Source organism: Ferrimonas sp. YIN67 (assembly GCF_057219095.1).
Genome location: NZ_JBXVVJ010000004.1, coordinates 222,810 through 240,890, shown reverse-complemented (window position 1 = coordinate 240,890; position 18,081 = coordinate 222,810). Strand labels below are relative to the sequence as shown.

At 55.1% G+C, this 18,081-nt stretch carries 14 protein-coding genes; 4 read left to right on the top strand and 10 right to left on the bottom strand.

The window, feature by feature from the left end; genetic code table 11:
• Window positions 1-4: 4 nt before the first annotated feature.
• The 10 genes from AC2D8U_RS11440 to AC2D8U_RS11395 all read right to left on the bottom strand — a co-directional run bounded on the left by AC2D8U_RS11440 (window position 5) and on the right by AC2D8U_RS11395 (window position 13,793).
• Window positions 5-625 carry an energy transducer TonB gene (locus tag AC2D8U_RS11440; RefSeq protein ID WP_484619180.1) on the bottom strand — a complete coding sequence of 207 codons (621 nt, stop codon included), beginning with the start codon at window positions 623-625 and terminating at the stop codon, window positions 5-7.
• A 1-nt stretch (window position 626) separates the two neighbouring features.
• Window positions 627-1,031: an ExbD/TolR family protein gene (locus tag AC2D8U_RS11435; RefSeq protein WP_484619179.1), complete on the bottom strand. Its 405-nt coding sequence runs from the start codon at window positions 1,029-1,031 to the stop codon at window positions 627-629.
• A gap of 12 nt (window positions 1,032-1,043) precedes the next feature.
• Window positions 1,044-1,568: a MotA/TolQ/ExbB proton channel family protein gene (locus AC2D8U_RS11430; RefSeq protein WP_484619178.1), complete on the bottom strand. Its 525-nt coding sequence runs from the start codon at window positions 1,566-1,568 to the stop codon at window positions 1,044-1,046.
• A gap of 2 nt (window positions 1,569-1,570) precedes the next feature.
• Window positions 1,571-2,932 (bottom strand): MotA/TolQ/ExbB proton channel family protein, encoded by a 1,362-nt coding sequence (locus AC2D8U_RS11425; protein WP_484619177.1) that lies wholly within the window; start codon window positions 2,930-2,932, stop codon window positions 1,571-1,573.
• Complete coding sequence (locus AC2D8U_RS11420) at window positions 2,932-3,705, bottom strand: DUF3450 domain-containing protein (protein ID WP_484619176.1); 774 nt, start codon at window positions 3,703-3,705, stop codon at window positions 2,932-2,934. The genes AC2D8U_RS11425 and AC2D8U_RS11420 overlap by 1 nt, the downstream gene beginning before the upstream one ends.
• A 693-nt stretch (window positions 3,706-4,398) precedes the next feature.
• A complete protein-coding gene (locus AC2D8U_RS11415) occupies window positions 4,399-7,233 on the bottom strand; it encodes a TonB-dependent receptor domain-containing protein (RefSeq protein ID WP_484619175.1) in 2,835 nt (944 codons plus the stop codon).
• 272 nt (window positions 7,234-7,505) lie between these two features.
• Window positions 7,506-8,627, bottom strand: coding sequence for a porin (locus AC2D8U_RS11410; RefSeq protein ID WP_484619174.1), 1,122 nt, complete (start codon window positions 8,625-8,627; stop codon window positions 7,506-7,508).
• Window positions 8,628-8,756: 129 nt separating this feature from the next.
• Window positions 8,757-9,827 (bottom strand): porin, encoded by a 1,071-nt coding sequence (locus AC2D8U_RS11405; protein WP_484619173.1) that lies wholly within the window; start codon window positions 9,825-9,827, stop codon window positions 8,757-8,759.
• A 364-nt stretch (window positions 9,828-10,191) separates the two neighbouring features.
• Window positions 10,192-11,241, bottom strand: a complete 1,050-nt coding sequence (locus AC2D8U_RS11400; RefSeq protein ID WP_484619172.1) for a porin — start codon at window positions 11,239-11,241, stop codon at window positions 10,192-10,194.
• A gap of 239 nt (window positions 11,242-11,480) precedes the next feature.
• Complete coding sequence (locus AC2D8U_RS11395; protein ID WP_484619171.1) at window positions 11,481-13,793, bottom strand: DNA polymerase II; 2,313 nt, start codon at window positions 13,791-13,793, stop codon at window positions 11,481-11,483.
• Window positions 13,794-13,856: 63 nt separating this feature from the next.
• Here AC2D8U_RS11395 and dinG point away from each other — a divergent pair, with 63 nt between their 5' ends.
• Genes dinG through AC2D8U_RS11375 form a run of 4 tightly spaced genes read left to right on the top strand, consistent with a single transcriptional unit; the run spans window position 13,857 to window position 18,076 of the window.
• Window positions 13,857-15,932, top strand: coding sequence for an ATP-dependent DNA helicase DinG (gene dinG, locus AC2D8U_RS11390; RefSeq protein ID WP_484619170.1), 2,076 nt, complete (start codon window positions 13,857-13,859; stop codon window positions 15,930-15,932).
• 50 nt (window positions 15,933-15,982) lie between these two features.
• The gene (locus AC2D8U_RS11385; protein ID WP_484619271.1) at window positions 15,983-16,729 is read left to right on the top strand and encodes a TSUP family transporter; all 747 of its coding nucleotides are present in this window, start codon (window positions 15,983-15,985) and stop codon (window positions 16,727-16,729) included.
• Complete coding sequence (locus AC2D8U_RS11380; protein ID WP_484619169.1) at window positions 16,726-17,358, top strand: primosomal replication protein; 633 nt, start codon at window positions 16,726-16,728, stop codon at window positions 17,356-17,358. The genes AC2D8U_RS11385 and AC2D8U_RS11380 overlap by 4 nt, the downstream gene beginning before the upstream one ends.
• A gap of 55 nt (window positions 17,359-17,413) precedes the next feature.
• Window positions 17,414-18,076 (top strand): YccT family protein, encoded by a 663-nt coding sequence (locus tag AC2D8U_RS11375; RefSeq protein WP_484619168.1) that lies wholly within the window; start codon window positions 17,414-17,416, stop codon window positions 18,074-18,076.
• Window positions 18,077-18,081: the final 5 nt, after the last annotated feature.

Sequence of the window (18,081 nt, the reverse complement as noted above, 5' to 3'; positions counted from 1 at the left end):
TGTCTTATCCGTTAGATTGATCCAGTGTGAAGTCCAACCGTACGGTCTGACCGATCTGTTTCACCGGCTTTCCGTCAACGATCTTCGGCTTGTACTTCCACTTACGCAGTGCCCGCCGTGCTTCCTGATCAAACAGGCGACGCGGCTCGGCTTCGATCACTTCGACGTCATCCACCCCACCAACCTCGTTGATGGTAAATTTGAGGACTACATACCCCTCTTTACCATCACGGGCGGCTTTAATGGGATAACGCGGCTCGATCCGGACGATCGGGGTTGCATCCCCATCCCGCGCCATGGCGCCGGTCGGGTCCCCCATGCCGGAGTTAATGCCACCCAGATCGACACTGGGGACGTTAACGGACACGGTATCGGACACATCGGTATTATCCGGCTGCATCTCTACCGGCTTCGGCGGCTCTTGTGGCGGCTTGGGTGGCTTCGGTTTGGGACGATCACGATTTTGCGTTTTTGCATCCTGTCGTTCCATTACGATCTCAATCGGCGGAGTTTTGAATCCCGTATCGGCGCGCTTGGCGCCGCCACTGATCAAAAACGCCATGAATGAGAACAACGCGAAGGTCACCGCAGCACCAACAACTAGGGCTAACAGTGCTCTCAACATATCAATCGTTCTCCGCAGAAATGGAGATCTTATCGATACCGGCCGCTTTCACCTGATCCATTACCTTGACCACAACACCGTGTTTGGCGCTCTGATCAGCCTGGATCATCACCTGAGCCTCCGGGGACTCGGCCAACATGCGTTCGACGTTGGCGCGAACCCGCTGGACATCGACTTCACGTTTTTCCATGTAGACGATGCCAGCCTCATTGATAGCAATGAAGATGTTTGCGGAAGGCTTCTTCGACGCCTGTTGAGCTTTAGGACGGTTAACTTCGATGCCGGACTCTTTCACAAAGGACGTGGTCACAATGAAGAAGATCAGCATGATGAAAACGATGTCCAGCATAGGGGTCATATCGACCTGGGCTTCTTCTACGCCGCTGGAATGCTTCTTACGTGCCATAAAAAACTCTCTTTAGTGATGGGGCAGGTTATCAACCAACTGCTCAGCGGAGATCTGCATCCGTGCCTTCAGCCGGGTGCTGAAGAACACGCCGGAGAGCGCCGCCACCATGCCCGACATGGTCGGAATGGTAGCCATGGAGATCCCGCCAGCCATCAGCCGCGGATTCCCTGTCCCCTGCACGGCCATAACCTCAAACACCGCGATCATGCCGGTAACGGTACCGAGCAGACCCAGCATCGGGCACATGGCGACCAGGGTATTGATGATCCCCATACGTGCGTTTAACTGTTCTTTTGCCTGGGAGATCCATGCGTCACGAATGCGATGGGCGTACCAGGACGTTGTATCAGTGCGGGCATCCCAGCGGGCGATGATATCCTTGTGCATCTTCGGAAAGACGAAGCTGACAAAGAAATAACGCTCCAGCATCAATACCCACATCAAGAACAATGCCCCCGCCACCAACCAGAGGACGTCGCCTCCGGTGGCCATGAAGTCCCTGACAGACTCCCAGAGCTCTACCAGGTAAATCATAATTACTTGCCTCGCTGTTCAGCGTGGGCGGCAATGATCCCGGCACTTTGCTCTTCGATCACATCCACCACGGACTTCGCCCGCCCAGCAACCAGGGCATGCATCAGCAGCAGCGGCAGTGCGGCCACCAGACCCAATACCGTTGTCACCAGCGCCATGGAGATACCACCGGCCATGATCTTCGGATCGCCGGTACCGAACAGGGTGATATCCTGGAAGGTGGCGATCATACCGGTTACGGTACCCAGCAGACCCAGCATCGGCGCGATAGCGGCCAGTACCTTGATGATGTTGACCCCGCGCTCAATGCTTGGCGTCTCCTTGAGGATCGCTTCGTCGAGCTTAAGTTCCAGGGTTTCAACATCCACGTCTTTCGCTTCGTGGTAAGTCTTTAAGATACGGCCCAGTGGGTTATTACCGGGATTATCCACGTTCTTAACCTGGCTGCGGATCTTGCCCGAGACAACCGTCAACGCGAGGATCTTCCACACCGCAATCAACAGACCAAAGGCCAGCAAGCCCGCGATGATCTTACCGACCACACCACCGGCTTCGAACTGCTCACCGAGGGTCGCCTTCTGGGTGTAAACCGCCAGCAGCGCGCCTCGAGAGGGATCGACAAACAGATCGGCGGATTGGCCCGCCGCTGCGCTTTCAAACGCCCCAACGGTCTTCACCTTGTAGCCTTCCGGCTGCTTGGACAACTGCAGGATGGTGCCGGTTTCCGGGTTGTAGTTGAGGTATTCACCGTCGGCAACCAGGGTAAAGTTACCGATACGGGTCACATCCTTCTGCTCAACCTGTCCTTTCGGTGAGGTCACCGGAGCATTGAACTTAACCACCTTGCCGGACTGAGTCATCTCGGTTTGCAGGGCAAACCACAGCTCTTCCAGCTCCTTGATGGTTGGCAACTCCTTGGCCATACCCAGCTCGGCCATAAATTCGGCACGGCCTGGCAGTTGAGCGCTGACCAGCGAGGCGTGCAGCTGACCGGACATGTCGCCGGACACCTGACGAACCACCCCAAACATCTCACCCAGATCACCGGTAGCGGAAGCCAAGTCATGACTGAGGCGGTCGATCTCCTGATCGTTCGTGGTGAAACGTTGTTGCAGATCTTCGCCACGCTGCTTCTCGTTGGCCAACTCTTGTTGAGCCTTGCGCAGCAATGCCTGCTTATCGGCACGCTCGGCAACAAATTCGGCTTCGCGTTTTGAGTTCAGACGGGCTTCGGATTGGCGATCAGACTGGATCTGCTTAAGCAGCTGATCCAACGTCTGGGCCGCGGTTTGCTCTGCAGCCATCGGGGCAACAGAAAAGGTCATGGCCGCTGCGACAACGGCAGTAGTGATGAGCTTTTTCATTATTCTGCACTCTCCGCGGCTTTAACTGGCAGTTTGATCAGATCCGGTGCCGCCTGACGGCGGGCCATCTTGATCGCATTGGTCACGGCACGCATGGAGTCGGCGGACAAAGCCTGCCAAGTGCGGCTGTCGTTGTTCCATTGCCAGGCATTTTGCTGGTCCAGAGACTGCGCCAGGAAGACAACCCGACCCAAGTGGAAGAAATCAACGATGATCTCGGAACCATCGATATTGAGCTTACCTTCGTAGGCATCCATCTTATTGCCGTACTCGTTCTCGATCTGGTACGCATCCAGTACGAGGCGGTACTTCTCAGAGGTCGAAACGTCGGAATCACCCATTACTGTCTTGAGGCGTTCGACACGCTGCCCGCGCTCCTCGGCTTTGAACGGCACATCCAGAGCGACAAATTGCTCGAGCGAGGTGATCATCCGGTTCATCAGAGGTACCACACCCTGCTTGGTGCGCTCGATGCCGTCGATCTGAGCCTGCAACGAGGCCATACGCACTTCCTGATCGGAGACCAGAGTGGCGACATAATCGTTGTAATGTTGAAGGGTTTCAGTTTCGGCTACGACCTGTCCATACTCGAAACGCATCTCCTGAGCTTGGTCGTAGAGTTTGTTGATCTTCTGCTGAGACTTAACAGCTTCTTGTTGAACCTGTTGATCAGCGTTTTGGATAGAGGCCAGCGCGTCTGCAGCTGTAGCCGTGCCACAAACAGACAGTGCGAATACACCGATCACTGCTGAGGCGAGCTTAGTTCTTTTCATCACGGACATAGTTCCCAACCAGTCTTGTTGTGAGTCTCCGGCTCCAAACACTTCCTACTGTGTTTTTCCAGCATTGCGCTGAAGCCAGTCCCGTCTTTTGCTTTTGTTATTCCTTTGATGCCCAACTGTTCTGAGCTGGATACACCCACGTGAATCTTTCCACATGGGTGTGACTTGTGTCAACCTTCTCCCCCCTTTCAGATCTCTTCGTGAGTTGGATTCACATAAAGAGTGGGAAGTTGTTGCGTGGATTATTTAACCAATGCTCCTTCGTGAATTCAGCTTACTAGCTAAAGAACAATGCCATACGCACTTCGCGAATTTGCTAAAATCAGCTGGCAATAACTCATTACTTGAGGATTTAAGTGATTAATCTTCGGTATGGACATCAATAAATCAGACTTGAAATATGCAATAAAAAGAAGATCAACATAAATTCATAGTTAACAAAAGATCATTAAGAATAGTTATAGAATCATCCAGTAGCCCTACTCGAGGGTGCCTTCCGATAGGTTAACATTCAGAGAAAAACTACCTATATCTGTTGCCTCCATAATGAGCTTGACAGTGCAATTCTTAACAAACTAGCAAGACGACTCTCCTCTCTATAAATAAGTTAGATTGCAAAAAGGCCGGAAGCATTCGCTTCCGGCCTTACCTTACGCCTTACAATGCAGGAGTCTCTTGCTTGACTTAGAACTTAAAGTTAACGCCAGCATAGAAGTATCTACCGGTAACATCATAAGCTTCTGAAGCCGTATTGATACCTGTACCACCATAATTAGTTACCTGCGGTAACAGGGGGGGCTGATTATCAAACAGATTGCGAATACCCAAGAAGGCGTTTGCATTATCAGTCACCTGATAGCCTAAGTTCAGGTCGTGATAAGTCACCGAACCGATTTTGTTAGCATTGGTCAACGGCAACCCTGTCCCAAGATTCAAGTTGGCAGAGCCATCTTTAGAATCAACAACAGACCCCCAGTAACGCATACGCCAGTTCACACTGAGATCAGATATTGTATAACCCAAGTTCAAAACAGCACGATGCTCAGGGTAAATAACTTCACCGGTATAATCAGTCACCTGGCCAGATTCAATTTCGGTAAGTTTATATTCATCTAACCATGCATAAACCAGAGAGGAGCTAAAGTCGCCACCAAAAAACTCGGCTTTATAACCTAACTCAACATCAACACCATTGGTATCAATCTTATTTTCATTACTGGTACCGGAATGCACTTCCGTCAATGCACCTTTGCCATCTCGTACCGCCTGCCCACCACAAGTAGCATCAAATTGACTCGGGTCAACATCAAAGCAGCGACGCATTACGGTACTGCGACTCGTAGTGTCAATCGCTTTATCAATAGAGATGTCATAATAATCAACTGTCAGATTCAGGTTATCCAAAACCTGCCAGACAACCCCGACACTGTAGGTATCAGCTTCCTCTTCTTTGACACTTTCTGAACCACCAATAGTACCACCAGTTCCTTGGATTTCTGCTTGAGTAAGCTCAAAGATACCATCGGGATGAGCTTCCATGCGTGCCAAAACTTCCGGAATCGCACGACAGTTATCGGCCTTAACTCCCGTATCTGTCAGTGCTACACCTGAGCACGGGTCAGATACTGTTGCAAAAGTTTCCCCTCGTCCACTGTAAAGATCTGCGATATTGGGTGTGCGAACAGCTGTCGCTGCAGAAGCACGCAACTTCAGACTGTCAATAGGCGAGTATTCAATACCAGCATTCCAGGTCGTTTGCCCACCAACCACTGAATGATCCGAATAACGTGCCGCTAAATTGACATTCAAGTCATCCAGAACTGGTAATGCAATCTCTCCGAAGAAGTCATTCGTACGGAAGCTACCACTTGTAGGTTCCGCTTTATTAGTACTTGAAGAGCCAGTCTGTGCTAAATCTCCAGGTTGATAACTGCCTTTCTCAGAACGATACTCATAGCCAACGACTGAAGCAACGAAACCACCTGGTAGCTCAATGGGTAACTCACCATTTACACTAACCGCAAAGATCTCCTGTTCAGCACGACCAGTGGCTTTAGCTGGAGACCGAGCATAATCAACAGCACCTTGAGTAACAGTACCTTCACCGAACAGGTTCAAAGGTACACAACCTTGCAGGCGAGCATGCTCGCTCGCGCAGATTAAATTACCATCCTCGTCTTCAATAACATCCAGTGCATTCACTGCCCGCTCGATGTTCAACTGACCGCCGTTATCTTGCCACTGATCAGTCTTACCCCAAGAGTAATAAACTTCCGAGGACCAACTGTCATTGATTTGCCAGTCGAGTCCAGCCAGCATGCGAATTGTATCGCGACGAACATCAGTAGAGCGAGGACCAAACTCAACGAGACGACGAACAAAAGCCGCATCATCGTCATTTAAATTGGTAATGCCACGTGCTTCCATTTCGGTACGCAAGGCATCAGGGATCAGAGGGTTATCAATGTCAATCCCACCAGTACCGTTTCTATCCTTGAGGAAGATATCGTTAATTACGTCCAATGGCGTCGGCTCAATGGTTGCACCATTGGTTTCGGACATATTGAAATTAAACTCAGAGAAGAAGCGAACGTTGTCAGTGATATCCTGGGTCAAACCCGCAGCAGCATAACGACGCGTCAGTGGCGTAACCAACTGACGATAGTCTGCGCGATTAAAGCGCCCATCAGCCTCAAAAGGCGTGCCATCCGCATTAAACCAGTCATCTCCTAGAACAATACGCCCCTGAGGTGGATAAGATGAGTACAGAGGTCCAGCCACATCATTGCCATTATCATCAGCAAAGAAAGCCAAATCCTGAGAAGAGAAGTCCCGATCGGATGACTTCAGCCCTTCGTCCTCATCAAAACCAAAGGTGATATAAGCACTGCCTTTTTCCCAGGCACTGCCTGCAGTAACATTGACTTCCCAAGTCTCGCGATCGCCTTCACCAGACTTACCATATTGAGTGTCTAACTCAACGCCTTCAAATTCGGTACGAGTGATGATGTTTACTACACCAGCAACTGCGTCAGAACCGTATACAGCAGAAGAAGCACTTTTTAGGATCTCAATGCGCTCAATAATAGAGGTTGGAATAGCGTTCAGATCAACCGCATAGCCGGAGGAAGGAGCTACCCCGGATACAAAGCGGCGACCATTAACCAAAACCAAAGTCCGTTCTTCGCCCAAGTTCCGTAAAGCCGTCGTATTCAAGCCAAGTGAGGTTGTTGAGAACGAAGTATTGGACTGATCAGAACCAGCAATTGCGACAGGTGACGAATTCAGCACATCTGCGACATTCAACGCACCAATCGCATCAATTTGAGTTCGACTAATAACTGTTACAGGTACTGGCGTCTCCAGATCCGTCCGCTTAATCCGCGAGCCTGTGACTTCAATACGTTCGACCTCCTCACCCTCGGCAGCAAACGCCGTAGGTGCGGCGTAAGCCGCCGTGGTGGCACCGGCCAGCAAAGCCAAGCGCACCGCTTTTGTAACAACATTGTTGTTGTACATGTAGTTCTCCCTGGACACTTCTGTGTGTGTTTTTTGTTTGTTCCTGCCTCCCCGCCGACCACTTCCCTGGGGGGAGATTGTTGGGTGAAACCCAATCTGTCCACACAGATGAAACCAGATGCAACACAAACAATCAACCTTTTGGTTACAACTGCGTACCGCAATGTATACAAAATACAGAGAACGCTTATCATAAGCGTTCTTTATCCGTAGATAGCCAAAAGCCACCGCCGAGACTCGGGGTGGCTTTTGGCTGACACAGAGGTGAAATGTTAGAAGTAGTAGCGGGCTCCGATCCCATATAGATCTTCATCTGACTGTTTTTTAAAGCCAAATTCACTGTCATCGAATTTTCCTTCGATAAACAGGCGCAAATTATTACCCCAGTTATAGTGGACGCCTAGCACGTACAAGCGACGAAGGAAATCCCCGTTCTCTTCTTCATACTCACTATCAGAAGACTCGAGTTGGTTTAAGCCGGTGATCAGGGTGAGATCATTATCAAAGGTATAGGAAAGTAGAAATTCATAGCCTTTGGTATCCAGAACCACGTTGTTGGTATCCAGTTCGTGGTTTTCGCTGTCGGTATAGTTGGCGGCCACGTAGAAACCCTCCTGATACAGGGTCCCGTAGGTAACGCCGTAGATCACCGCTTGGTCCTTGTTTCGCCCGGTTCGACTCGAGTCGAAGTTACCCCGGTTGTAACCCACACCAAAAGAAAAGCCCGCAACATCATAGAGCAGAGACGCACCAACGCTGTCGTCATACTCCACCAGGATATCCGTATCGCCACACTCCTCATTGGTTTGCGGATCACAGCCGATCTCTCCCTTGTTCTTCGCCTGGTATTGCAGCCCAACGGAGAGATCACCGAAACGGTTACGATATTGAATGGCACTGTCGGCCCTGCCGGTACCTGAGATCCCCCCATCCGTGCCGAAGTTGTAGACGCCAGAAGCCAGGCCCCCGGTGAACAGGAAGTAATCCGTGCCGGCGGCCACATCGTAGTAAACGGACCATTGTTTACCTATGGAGAGTCGACCGAAATCATCATGACGGAAGGCGAGGAAGCCGAGCCGGTTAAACAGGAACTGACCTTCACGCTGTGCCTGCAAAGAATCCCCGTTAAGTTGCAGGTTGTTGCCCGCATCCACCAGGTTATAACCCCACTCGACCAGGGCTTCGGTTGTCCAGCCCCGACTCATCTGACGGGTAAAATGAAAACGAATGCGGGAAGAACTGTCCACCACGCTGGTATCCGAGTCGCTGTGAACGACGCCTAAACCGGCATGTCCGCCCACATCCAGAGTGTTGACCTTGTCGTCATACAAGCCCAGAGAGAGGGCCGGGGAGGTGATAATACAGGCAGATAAGCAAAGCGTTGCGATACGCATAGAACCGTCCTCGGGCTGATTTTTGCTATTACGCCCTGAGTCTAGTTCATGGTTTAGTCGTCGCCAGATGCGACAAGGCCCCCGCGACGGTTGTCGCGGGGGCCTTCAGACTTCAATCAACTCTGTTGATTAGAAGTAGATGCGTGCACCGATCACGAAGCTGTTGTCATTCTTATCCAACACCTTCTTTCCATCTTCGATGCTGTAGGTATCGAGATCATGCTCGACGACATAAGCAACGAAAGGAACGAAGTTTGTCGCCAGGTTCCACTCGACGGTACCAAAGGTCTGATTGTACGCCGCACCGTTCACGCCTTCACGACCGACAACTTGATCGTCCTGGTCCAGATACTGGTGTTTCACGGCATAGGTAAAGTCACCGGTACCGTAGGCAACCACCGCTTCATAGCCTGAAGAGTCGATGTCCGCGCCACGAACGTTTTCCGCCCAAGAGTAGGCACCGGCAACATGGAAGCCGTCACCATAGGTACCGTACTTGGCAGATACCACCTGTGCGTTGGTGTCCACATAACCGGCACCGTAGTCCACATCACCGCCGCTGTAGGCGTAGGCAACGCGAGCCTGACCGAAGGCATAGCCTACGGCGAAGGAGTAGCGATCATCGTAATCCTTGCCTTTGGGCGCATCATTCTCGTCAAATTCCAGACCACCGGTGTTGGTGCCTTGGTACTGAACAACAAAGTCAAGGTTGCCACCGGCAATGTCAAAAGCGTTGCCGTACTGAATGGCATTGCTGGCGCGCCCCAGCCCCAGGTTGCCGTGGTCGTCATAGACGTGCAAGGCTTCAGAGCTGATCACGATACTGGAATCAGTGGCACCGGCCGCATTGCTGTAGGCAGACCACTGCTTACCGATGGACAAACGACCATAGGTGTCATGGCCAACGCCGATGTAACCCAGACGGTTGAACAGCACATCAGAGTTGTCGCCGGTCACATCTGTCATGCCCCACTCCACGCGGGAGTCAAGCTTAAAGCCGTTGCCCAGATCGCTATTCCAGGAGAAGTTGATACGGGGAGAGTTGGAGTTAACCTCCATATCACCACCGCCAATCTCAGTTTGCAGGGTCATATGGCCACTCAGGGCAAAACTGTTTTTACCGTCGTCATAGAGTTCAACGGCAAAGGCATTCGCGGTCAGCAGTGTAGGGATAGCGGCAGCAAGCAACGTCTTTTTCATCACAGAATACACCTTGTCTCTTGATCATCGATGCACTCCTTTGCATTTATCCAGCCATTCCATCCGCTAGCGTTTTGATGCGCCGCACTCTATCAAACCGCTTTCCGATTGCCACGTGACCCAGCTCCCACTTTGACTCGCCAGCGACTTTACAAGCACTCAAGGTGTGATCAGCATCTCAAATGCACCCCTGCTTACCAGAGGGACTCGTCATTGCTCACCAAAATGCCGACAAGGATCACACCCCCAAGGCAGGCGAGGCTCTGAAACTCGCGCTTCCACCTTGGTTGCTGAGTACAAAAAAACACCGCCCTGCAATGCAGGGCGGTGTTGATTCGCGTAACGAAATTAATCGAAGATTCGATTAGAAGTAAACGCGGGCGCCGATGGCGAAGTTGTTGTCAGCGCGAGCGCTCACGTCACGGTCGTGCTCAACGGCGTAACCTACGAAAGGTATGAAGTTGTTCGCAACGTTCCACTCGACGGTACCGAAGGTCTGGTTAAACGCCACACCGTCCTGCGCTGCAACATCAGATTCCTGCTCCAGGTACTGGTGCTTCACGGCGAAGGTGAAGGTACCGGTACCGTAGGCTACAACAGCTTCGTAACCGGCGGAGTCGATGTCAAAGCCTTGTACGTTCTCGGCCCAGGAGTAAGCCGCCGCCAGGGACAGGCCATCGCCGTAGGAGCCGTAGTTGGCAGAAACGATCTGGGTGTTTACGTCAACAGTATCGGCGTTGAAGAAAGTTACGTCACCACCGTTGTAGGCGTAGGCCACTTTGAAATCGCCTAAGCTGTAGGCGGTACCAAAAGTGAAACGGGTGTCGTAGTCGTTACCGCCTACGTACTCTTTGTCTTCGTCAAATGCACGATCATCAACCAAACCCTGAACCTGAGCAATGAAGTTCAGTTTACCGCCAGCGATATCAAAACCGTTGGCGTACTGGATGGCGTCGTTGGCACGACCGGTACCCAGCTTGCCATGAGCGTGCACCTTGCTGCCGTAGGTGTGCAGGGCGTCGGAGCTGATGTAGATCGGCTGGTCGGTGGCAAGCGCAGCGACGGAGTAGGCAGACCACTGCTTACCGATAGAGATGCGGCCGTAGGTGTCATGACCCACGCCGATGTAACCCAGACGGTGGAACAGTACGTCGGAGCTGTCACCGGTTACGTCGGAGAAGCCGTACTCAACGCGGGAGTCCAGCTTGAAGCCGTTACCCAGATCGGAGTTCCAGGAGAAGTTCATACGTGGGGAGTTACCACCAACGGTCAGATCACCGTCGTCCACGTTAGCCTGGATGGTCATGTGACCACCGATAGCGAAAGAGTTTTTACCGTCATCGTACAAGTTAACGGCGGTGGCGTTCGCGGCAAACAGGGCCGGGATCGCAACTGCGAGCAGAGTCTTTTTCATGGGATTTGCCTAACCAATCAAGCGTTTTTATTCATTTATGTTCCCCATTAATTCCATGGGAACTTTTTTATTCGTCCATTGACGATGCAGGACAGTAGCAAAGGCAAAGGTTTGTAAAAAGAGAGGAATATCACAGTTTTAGGTCTGAAGGCGCCACTGACCTCAAGTTAAACAGGGGGAGCACAAAAATTACCCAGCACCATCACGAAATATGATCAACGCAAACCCCAATGCAACATTCAGAATAGCCCAAGTTGATCACCATCAAGCTCTTGAAATGCGACGCGAATAATAGTCAGAACCGGCTCAATTATCGGTTTCAGTTGCTTTTCGACATAATGCTCCCGATCCAGCTCACCTTTTCCCTCCTTTTGCGGGAAGGCTCCCGAAGGCCCGATGAAATAGCTTATTCGACTGCCTTTGCGGTAATGTTCTCTTTTTAACAATGTATTAGCCATTTTTGCCGCTTGAACATGGGGGGGACTCGCCTGATATTCATTCAACGGCCGGCGCAGACGCTTTCGATAAATCAGTAATTCATCACATTCACCGCTTCGTACCCGTTTGATCCACCCCTTGATCAGTGGCACCACGGGTTGGCCGGAGAACCAGGCCTGATAGAGCTCACGCTGCAACTGCCGGGCCATGGGCGTCCAGTCACTGCGAACCGTTTCCATCCCCTTAAACACCAGCTCAAGTGCCCCCTCGCGGTAGCAGCCACCAACGTAACGCTTCTTCGAGCCCAGCTCTGAGCCGCGAATGGTGGGCATAAAGAAGTGGTCGTACTGGGTTTCAAACTCCAGCTCCAGGGCACTCTCCAGCCCCAGCTTCGCCAGCTCTCGTTGCCAGCTTTCATTGATCTGACTCACCAGTTGTCGGCCGATGGCGGAAACCGCTTCAGACGGGCGCTCCTCCCCGACATGGACAAACACCGAGTCCGTGTCGCCGTAGATCACCCGGTAACCCGCCTGCTCAATCCAGACACGGGTCTGTTTCATGATCTCATGGCCGCGCAAGGTGATAGAGCTGGCCAGCCGAGGATCGTGAAACCGGCAGCCACTGGCACCGAGCACCCCGTAAAAAGAGTTCATCAGGATCTTCACCGCCTGGGACAGCGGCTGATCCTTGGCCTGTTTCGCCTGCTCACGCTGGTTGGCCAACTCGGCGATCAGGCCCGGCAGTCGATGCACCTGGCGATGAAACTGCGCCCCGCGAAACCCTTGGACACAGTTCTCGGGCTCGGCCTCTTGTGCCGCCACCATCCCCATGGGATCGATCAAAAAGCTGCGGATGATGGAGGGGTAGAGGCTCTTAAAATCCAGTACCAGCACGTTACGGTACAGGCCCGGCTCGGAATCCATCACATAGCCGCCGGGACTGGGGGGAATACTGTGCTCGGTGAGATTGGGCGCGACAAATCCAGCCCGGTGCAGCAGGGGCAGGTAGCGATAGGTAAAGGCCGCCACCGAGCCGCCGGTGCGATCCAGCTGCAGCCCGGTGATCTGACCCCGGGCCAGGACAAACTCCAGCAGATGGGTCTTCTCGAAGATCCGCCAGACCAGCTCACAGTCCTTGAGGTTGTAATGGGCCAGAGCCGGCTTGTCGTGGCGAAAGTTATGTTCTATCTCCGCCAGCCGGTTGGCGCTGTCGTCGCAGGCCTTGCCCTCGCCCAGCAGTTCGGTCGCAACGTTATCCAGGGCATAACTGTCAAACTGGTAGAAGGCGGCCTTGAGCCAGTCGATCCCATCCAGCACCAGGCGTCCCGTGATGGCGCAATCCCGGCCGGGTCCCGCCCGCTCCTGCCAGCGGGGCTCGCTGCCATCCCGTCCCAGCGTCAGCCGGATCCCATGCTCCGCCGCCCGCTTTTGCAGCAGGTTTAGATCGAAATTCGCCACCGACCAGCCGATGATGGCATCGGGATCGTGCAACTCGAACCAGTGCAGCAGGGCGCGCAGCAGGGCGGCTTCATCTGCCACATACACCAGATAGTCCGGCTTAGGCTCACCGGGATCCTCCCCCACCATGTAGACCCGGTGCGCACCGGGACAGTAGAGCCCGATGGAATACAGCTGCCCATGGCGACTGCACTCGATGTCGAGGGAGACCATGCCGGGCAGATGCTCCGGTTGACCGGGCTTGGCCGCGGCTATCCGGTGCCCCTGGGCACGCACCGCCATGCCATTGCGAATAAAGCGCTCCATGATAAAGCGCTCCTGGGGCACGATGTCCGCCTCAAGCAGGGTCCAGTGCTGTGCCTGGCGCCGCACCCCCTGCCACAAGCTGTGATCGGTCACCTCAAGGGCGAGCACCCCCTGACGCTCGAAATCCCGCGCCGGCACGGAAGTGAGCGTCCACCCCGGCTTGCCACTCAGCCAGTCGCGCCAACGGGTTTCCTCCTCCAGACGAATAAAACCCCGCCAGCTTTGTCCCGGCAACGTCAGACACACGGGCCCCTGGGCGGTGCTGAGCCAGTAGATCAACTCGGCACCTTGAGGCTGAGGGCGGTGTTCGCGGCTTAAGATCCAGCCTAGATGGTATGAAGTGCAATCCATTCGCCCATTGTCCTTCAACTACTGATAATATGTACAGCCCGTTCCGATCAGCCAGAAGGTCCCATGCTCAGCGACAAAGTGAAAAAAGCCACCCGCACGGCTTACAACAATCTTGCCGATGCCATCCCCAACTTTGTCCGACGCAAAGAGCAAAACTACCTGATCGCCGAGATCGCCAAGACCCTGTCCGGCAGCTACGAGAAGAACCGCCGCATCGTGGTGGTCCAGGCGGGCACGGGCACCGGCAAGTCCCTGGCCTACGCCCTGGGGGCCTTGCCCCTGGCGTTGGCCCAGGGCAAGAAGATCTGCATCTCCACCGCCACCGTCGCCCTGCAGGAGCAGTTGGTCAACAAGGATCTCCCGCTGCTGCAGCGCCACAGCGGGCTGGAGTTTCGCTACGGCCTGGCCAAGGGGCGACAGCGTTACGTCTGCCTCTCCAAGCTGGAACTGCTGGCCGGTGAAGTGCCGGACAACCAACAGGCCCTGTGGGAGACCAAGCCTGCCGACGCTGACGTGGCCCTGCTCAAGCGACTCCATACCGCCTACCACGAAGGTCAGTGGGATGGTGAGGTGGATTCCGTGCCCGAGCCGGTGCCGGATCACCTCTGGCAGCAGATCGCCTCGGACAAGCACAGCTGCAACCGCCAGCTGCCCGCCCATCGCGACTGCCCCTTCCACAAGAGCCGGGAAAAGATGGACAGCTGGGACGTGCTGATCATCAACCACAGCCTGCTGATGGCCGATCTGGAGCTGGGCGGCGGCAAGATCCTGCCCGATCCGGACAGCATGTATTACATCCTGGATGAGGCCCACCACCTGCCCCAGGTCGCCCGGGACTTCTCCGCGGCCAGTGCCACGGTCAAGGGCAGCCTTGAGGCCCTGGGCAAGCTCGAAAAGCTGGCCCACAAGCTGGCCAGGGAGCTGGCCAGTGACAAACCGGCCATCCTCGCGTCCGAGCTGTCCGAGGATATCGATGCCCAGAGCGAGGGGCTGGGCCAGCTGCAAGCCTTCTGCGACAACAACGCCTTCCTGTTCGATAACGAAGATCGCCGCCACCGCTTCGCCGGTGGTGTGCTGCCCGACGCGCTCACCACCCTGGCCGAGAACCTCCGCACCTCCAGCAGCCAGGCGGTGAAAAAACTGAGCAAGCTTCAGCAGATGCTGATGGAAGCGATCAAGGATGGCGAATTGAAGAGTCACAAGGCCGAGCCCCTGGTGGCCGAAGTCGGCTTCGCCCTGCAACGCCTGGAGGGCCAGAACGCCGCCTGGCAGATGCTGTCCAAGCCCGTGCCGGACAAGGGCGCACCCCAGGCTCGCTGGCTGGAAAAACTCGATGGTAAGCGCGATGACTATATGATCAGCGCCTCCCCCATTGAGATCGGCTTCCTGCTCGAAGAGCTGCTTTGGAGCAAGGCCGCCGGGGTCGCCCTGCTGTCCGCCACCCTGATGGCGATGGGTAACTTCGACCACTACCGCAAACAGGTGGGCCTGCGCAGTGATGATGGCACCCGGTTTATCAACCTGCCCTCGCCCTTCGACTACCAGCAGAACGCCACCCTGTTCCTGCCGAAAATGCCGGTGGAGCCCAGCCATGATGGCTTCAGCGATGCCCTCAACCAGGTGATCCCCGAACTGCTGGAGGAGCAGACGGCCAGCCTGGTACTGTTCACCTCCTATCGCCAGATGGAGTCGGTGGCCGAGTCCCTGCGCCGCTTCAAGCGTCTGCCGGTGCTGGTTCAGGGTGAGTCGCCCCGCCAGGATCTGATCCGCGAACACAAGGCCCGCATCGATGCGGGCAAGCCCTCCATCCTGCTGGGTACCGGCAGCTTCTCCGAAGGACTGGATCTGCCCGGCGACTACCTAACCAACCTGATCGTCACCCGATTGCCCTTCGCCGTCCCCACCTCACCGGTGGATCAGGCCCACGCCGAATACGTAAAAGCCAGGGGGGGCAACCCCTTCCTGCAGCTCACCGTACCGGACGCGGCAAAAAAATTGGTCCAGGCCTGCGGTCGCTTGCTGCGTAATGAACAGGATTATGGCAGGATCTGCATCCTTGACCGACGCCTCGTCACCAAGCGGTATGGCAGCGCCCTACTCGATTCGTTGCCACCCTACCGTCGTCACATCGAATACTGAGCCAAGCTCAAAGGAGTTACAGGTTGGAGCTCGCTCTTTCACTCGATATCATGCTGATCCTGACCGGCGTCGCCTTCGTCGCCGGTTTTGTCGATGCCATCGCCGGCGGCGGTGGTCTGCTGACCATTCCCGCCCTGCTGACCGCTGGGTTGCCCCCACACCTGGCGCTGGGCACCAACAAACTGGCGGCGACGTTTGGCTCCGCCACCGCCAGCTGGACCTTCTACCGCAAGAAGCTGTTCGATCCCAGCTTCTGGAAACGCTCCTTTATCGCCACCTTTATTGGCGCGGCCGTCGGTACCCTGGCGGTCAGTGTGCTCAGCGTCGGCTGGCTGGATAAGTTCCTGCCCCTGCTGATCATCGCCATCGCGGTCTACACCCTGCTACATCGCAGCCCAAAAGAGGAGCAGCACCAGGTCCCCGAGCGCACCCCGTCGATCCTGCGTCGCCAGTGGGGTCAGGGCCTCTCCATCGGCTTCTATGACGGCTTTGCCGGCCCTGGCACCGGCGCCTTCTGGACCGCCTCCTCCATGATGCTGTACAAGATGAACATCCTGCTCAGCTCCGGACTGGCCCGCTCCATGAACTTCGTCAGCAACGCCACTTCCCTGGGCTTCTTCATCGCCCTGGGCCATGTCCACTTCGGGATCGGCATCGCCATGGGGATCTCCCTGATGGTTGGCGCCTGGATAGGCGCCCATTCCGCCATTCGCTTCGGCGGCCGCTTTATCCGCCCTGTCTTTATCACCATGGTGATGGTGATCGCCGCCAAGCTGGCCTGGGAAGCCTGGCTATGAGCCGAAATACCCAGCTGGTCACCACCCTGCGCCAACAACTGCAGCAGCTGGAGCAGAAGATCGCCCAGCACGACGCCCAACTCTCGGACTCCGATAAAAAATGGCTGGCCAATAAGGCCCGTTTCCATGACCAGCTGTTTGAGCACCAGGGCGCCACCCTCGGCGGCTGTCTGTCCGTCCTGCGGCGGGATCTGAAGCAGATAGAGCAGCTGATCCAGATCGGTGCCACCGGCGATACCCTGGACTTGGCCTGCCAGCGCTTCAGCGGTCGCTTCGAAGCCCTGCTGCAGGCCATCGCCAACACGCGCACCACCACGCGGGGGCTGCAAAACAGCGCCTTCAAGCGGCGCTCCACCCGCAATGCGGACGCCGGTTATCAGTGGATCGCCCAGAACATCATGAACTCCAGCCACAAGCTCTACGAGGAGCTCAGCAAGCATCGCCAGTGGGAGCAAAAGATGCTGCAGAAGATCCAGCAGCTGGAGCTGGCCCTTGACAAGTATCAGGGGGGCGACAAAATCACTCTACAAAACGAGATCCTGGCGCAACATAAGCGCCTGGGAAAATGTCGTCAGGCAATGACCTATATCGAACAGCGCATTGCCTGGCTGGAAAAGCCTAAATACTGACGACCGTGCCAGATCGCCGGCCCCAGAAGTTTCACTATTGCGCCAAGGAGTATCTATGAAAAAGGCCACCGCTTTTGCCCTTGCCCTCACCCTCTCTTCCGTCGCCTGGGCCGACAGCCTGAAGATCCCCATGGAGTTTGAGTTCCTGGCGGTTAATGGCGAGAGAGTCCGCTCCTCCCTGTTCAGCCATAAGGAGGAAGTCGCGCTGAAAGCCGGCACCAACCGGGTCGCCATCCAGTATAAAGATCTGGTCCGCGAGTCCATCGGTGATGGCCATAAGAAAGTCTCCTCCAACCCCTTTGTCATCGTACTCGACGCCCAGCCCGGGGAGACCTACCGCCTGGCAGCAGCCAAGCGGATCCGTGACATACGAGACGCCGAGGCCTACGCCAAAGAGCCGCGCGTCATCCTGCTCGACAAGGCCGGACAAGCGGTGGACTTTGAGCAGATCCTCACCCAAGGGGATGACCCGAGTCTGTTTGACAAGATGCTCGGCGCCCCGAGCCCGGTCCAGACCCCGGAACAACAGGCCATCGCCGCCAGTGCCGGAGCCGGTGTCGGTGTCGGAGGCAGTGTCGCAGTCCAGGCCGCTCCGTCGACCAAACCGGGCCCACAGGGTAGCTCACCACAAGCGGAAGCCATGCTCAAATACTGGTGGGAGCAGGCCGACGAGAACACACGCAAAGCCTTTATGAGCTGGGCCGTGCAGCAACTGTAAGTCCG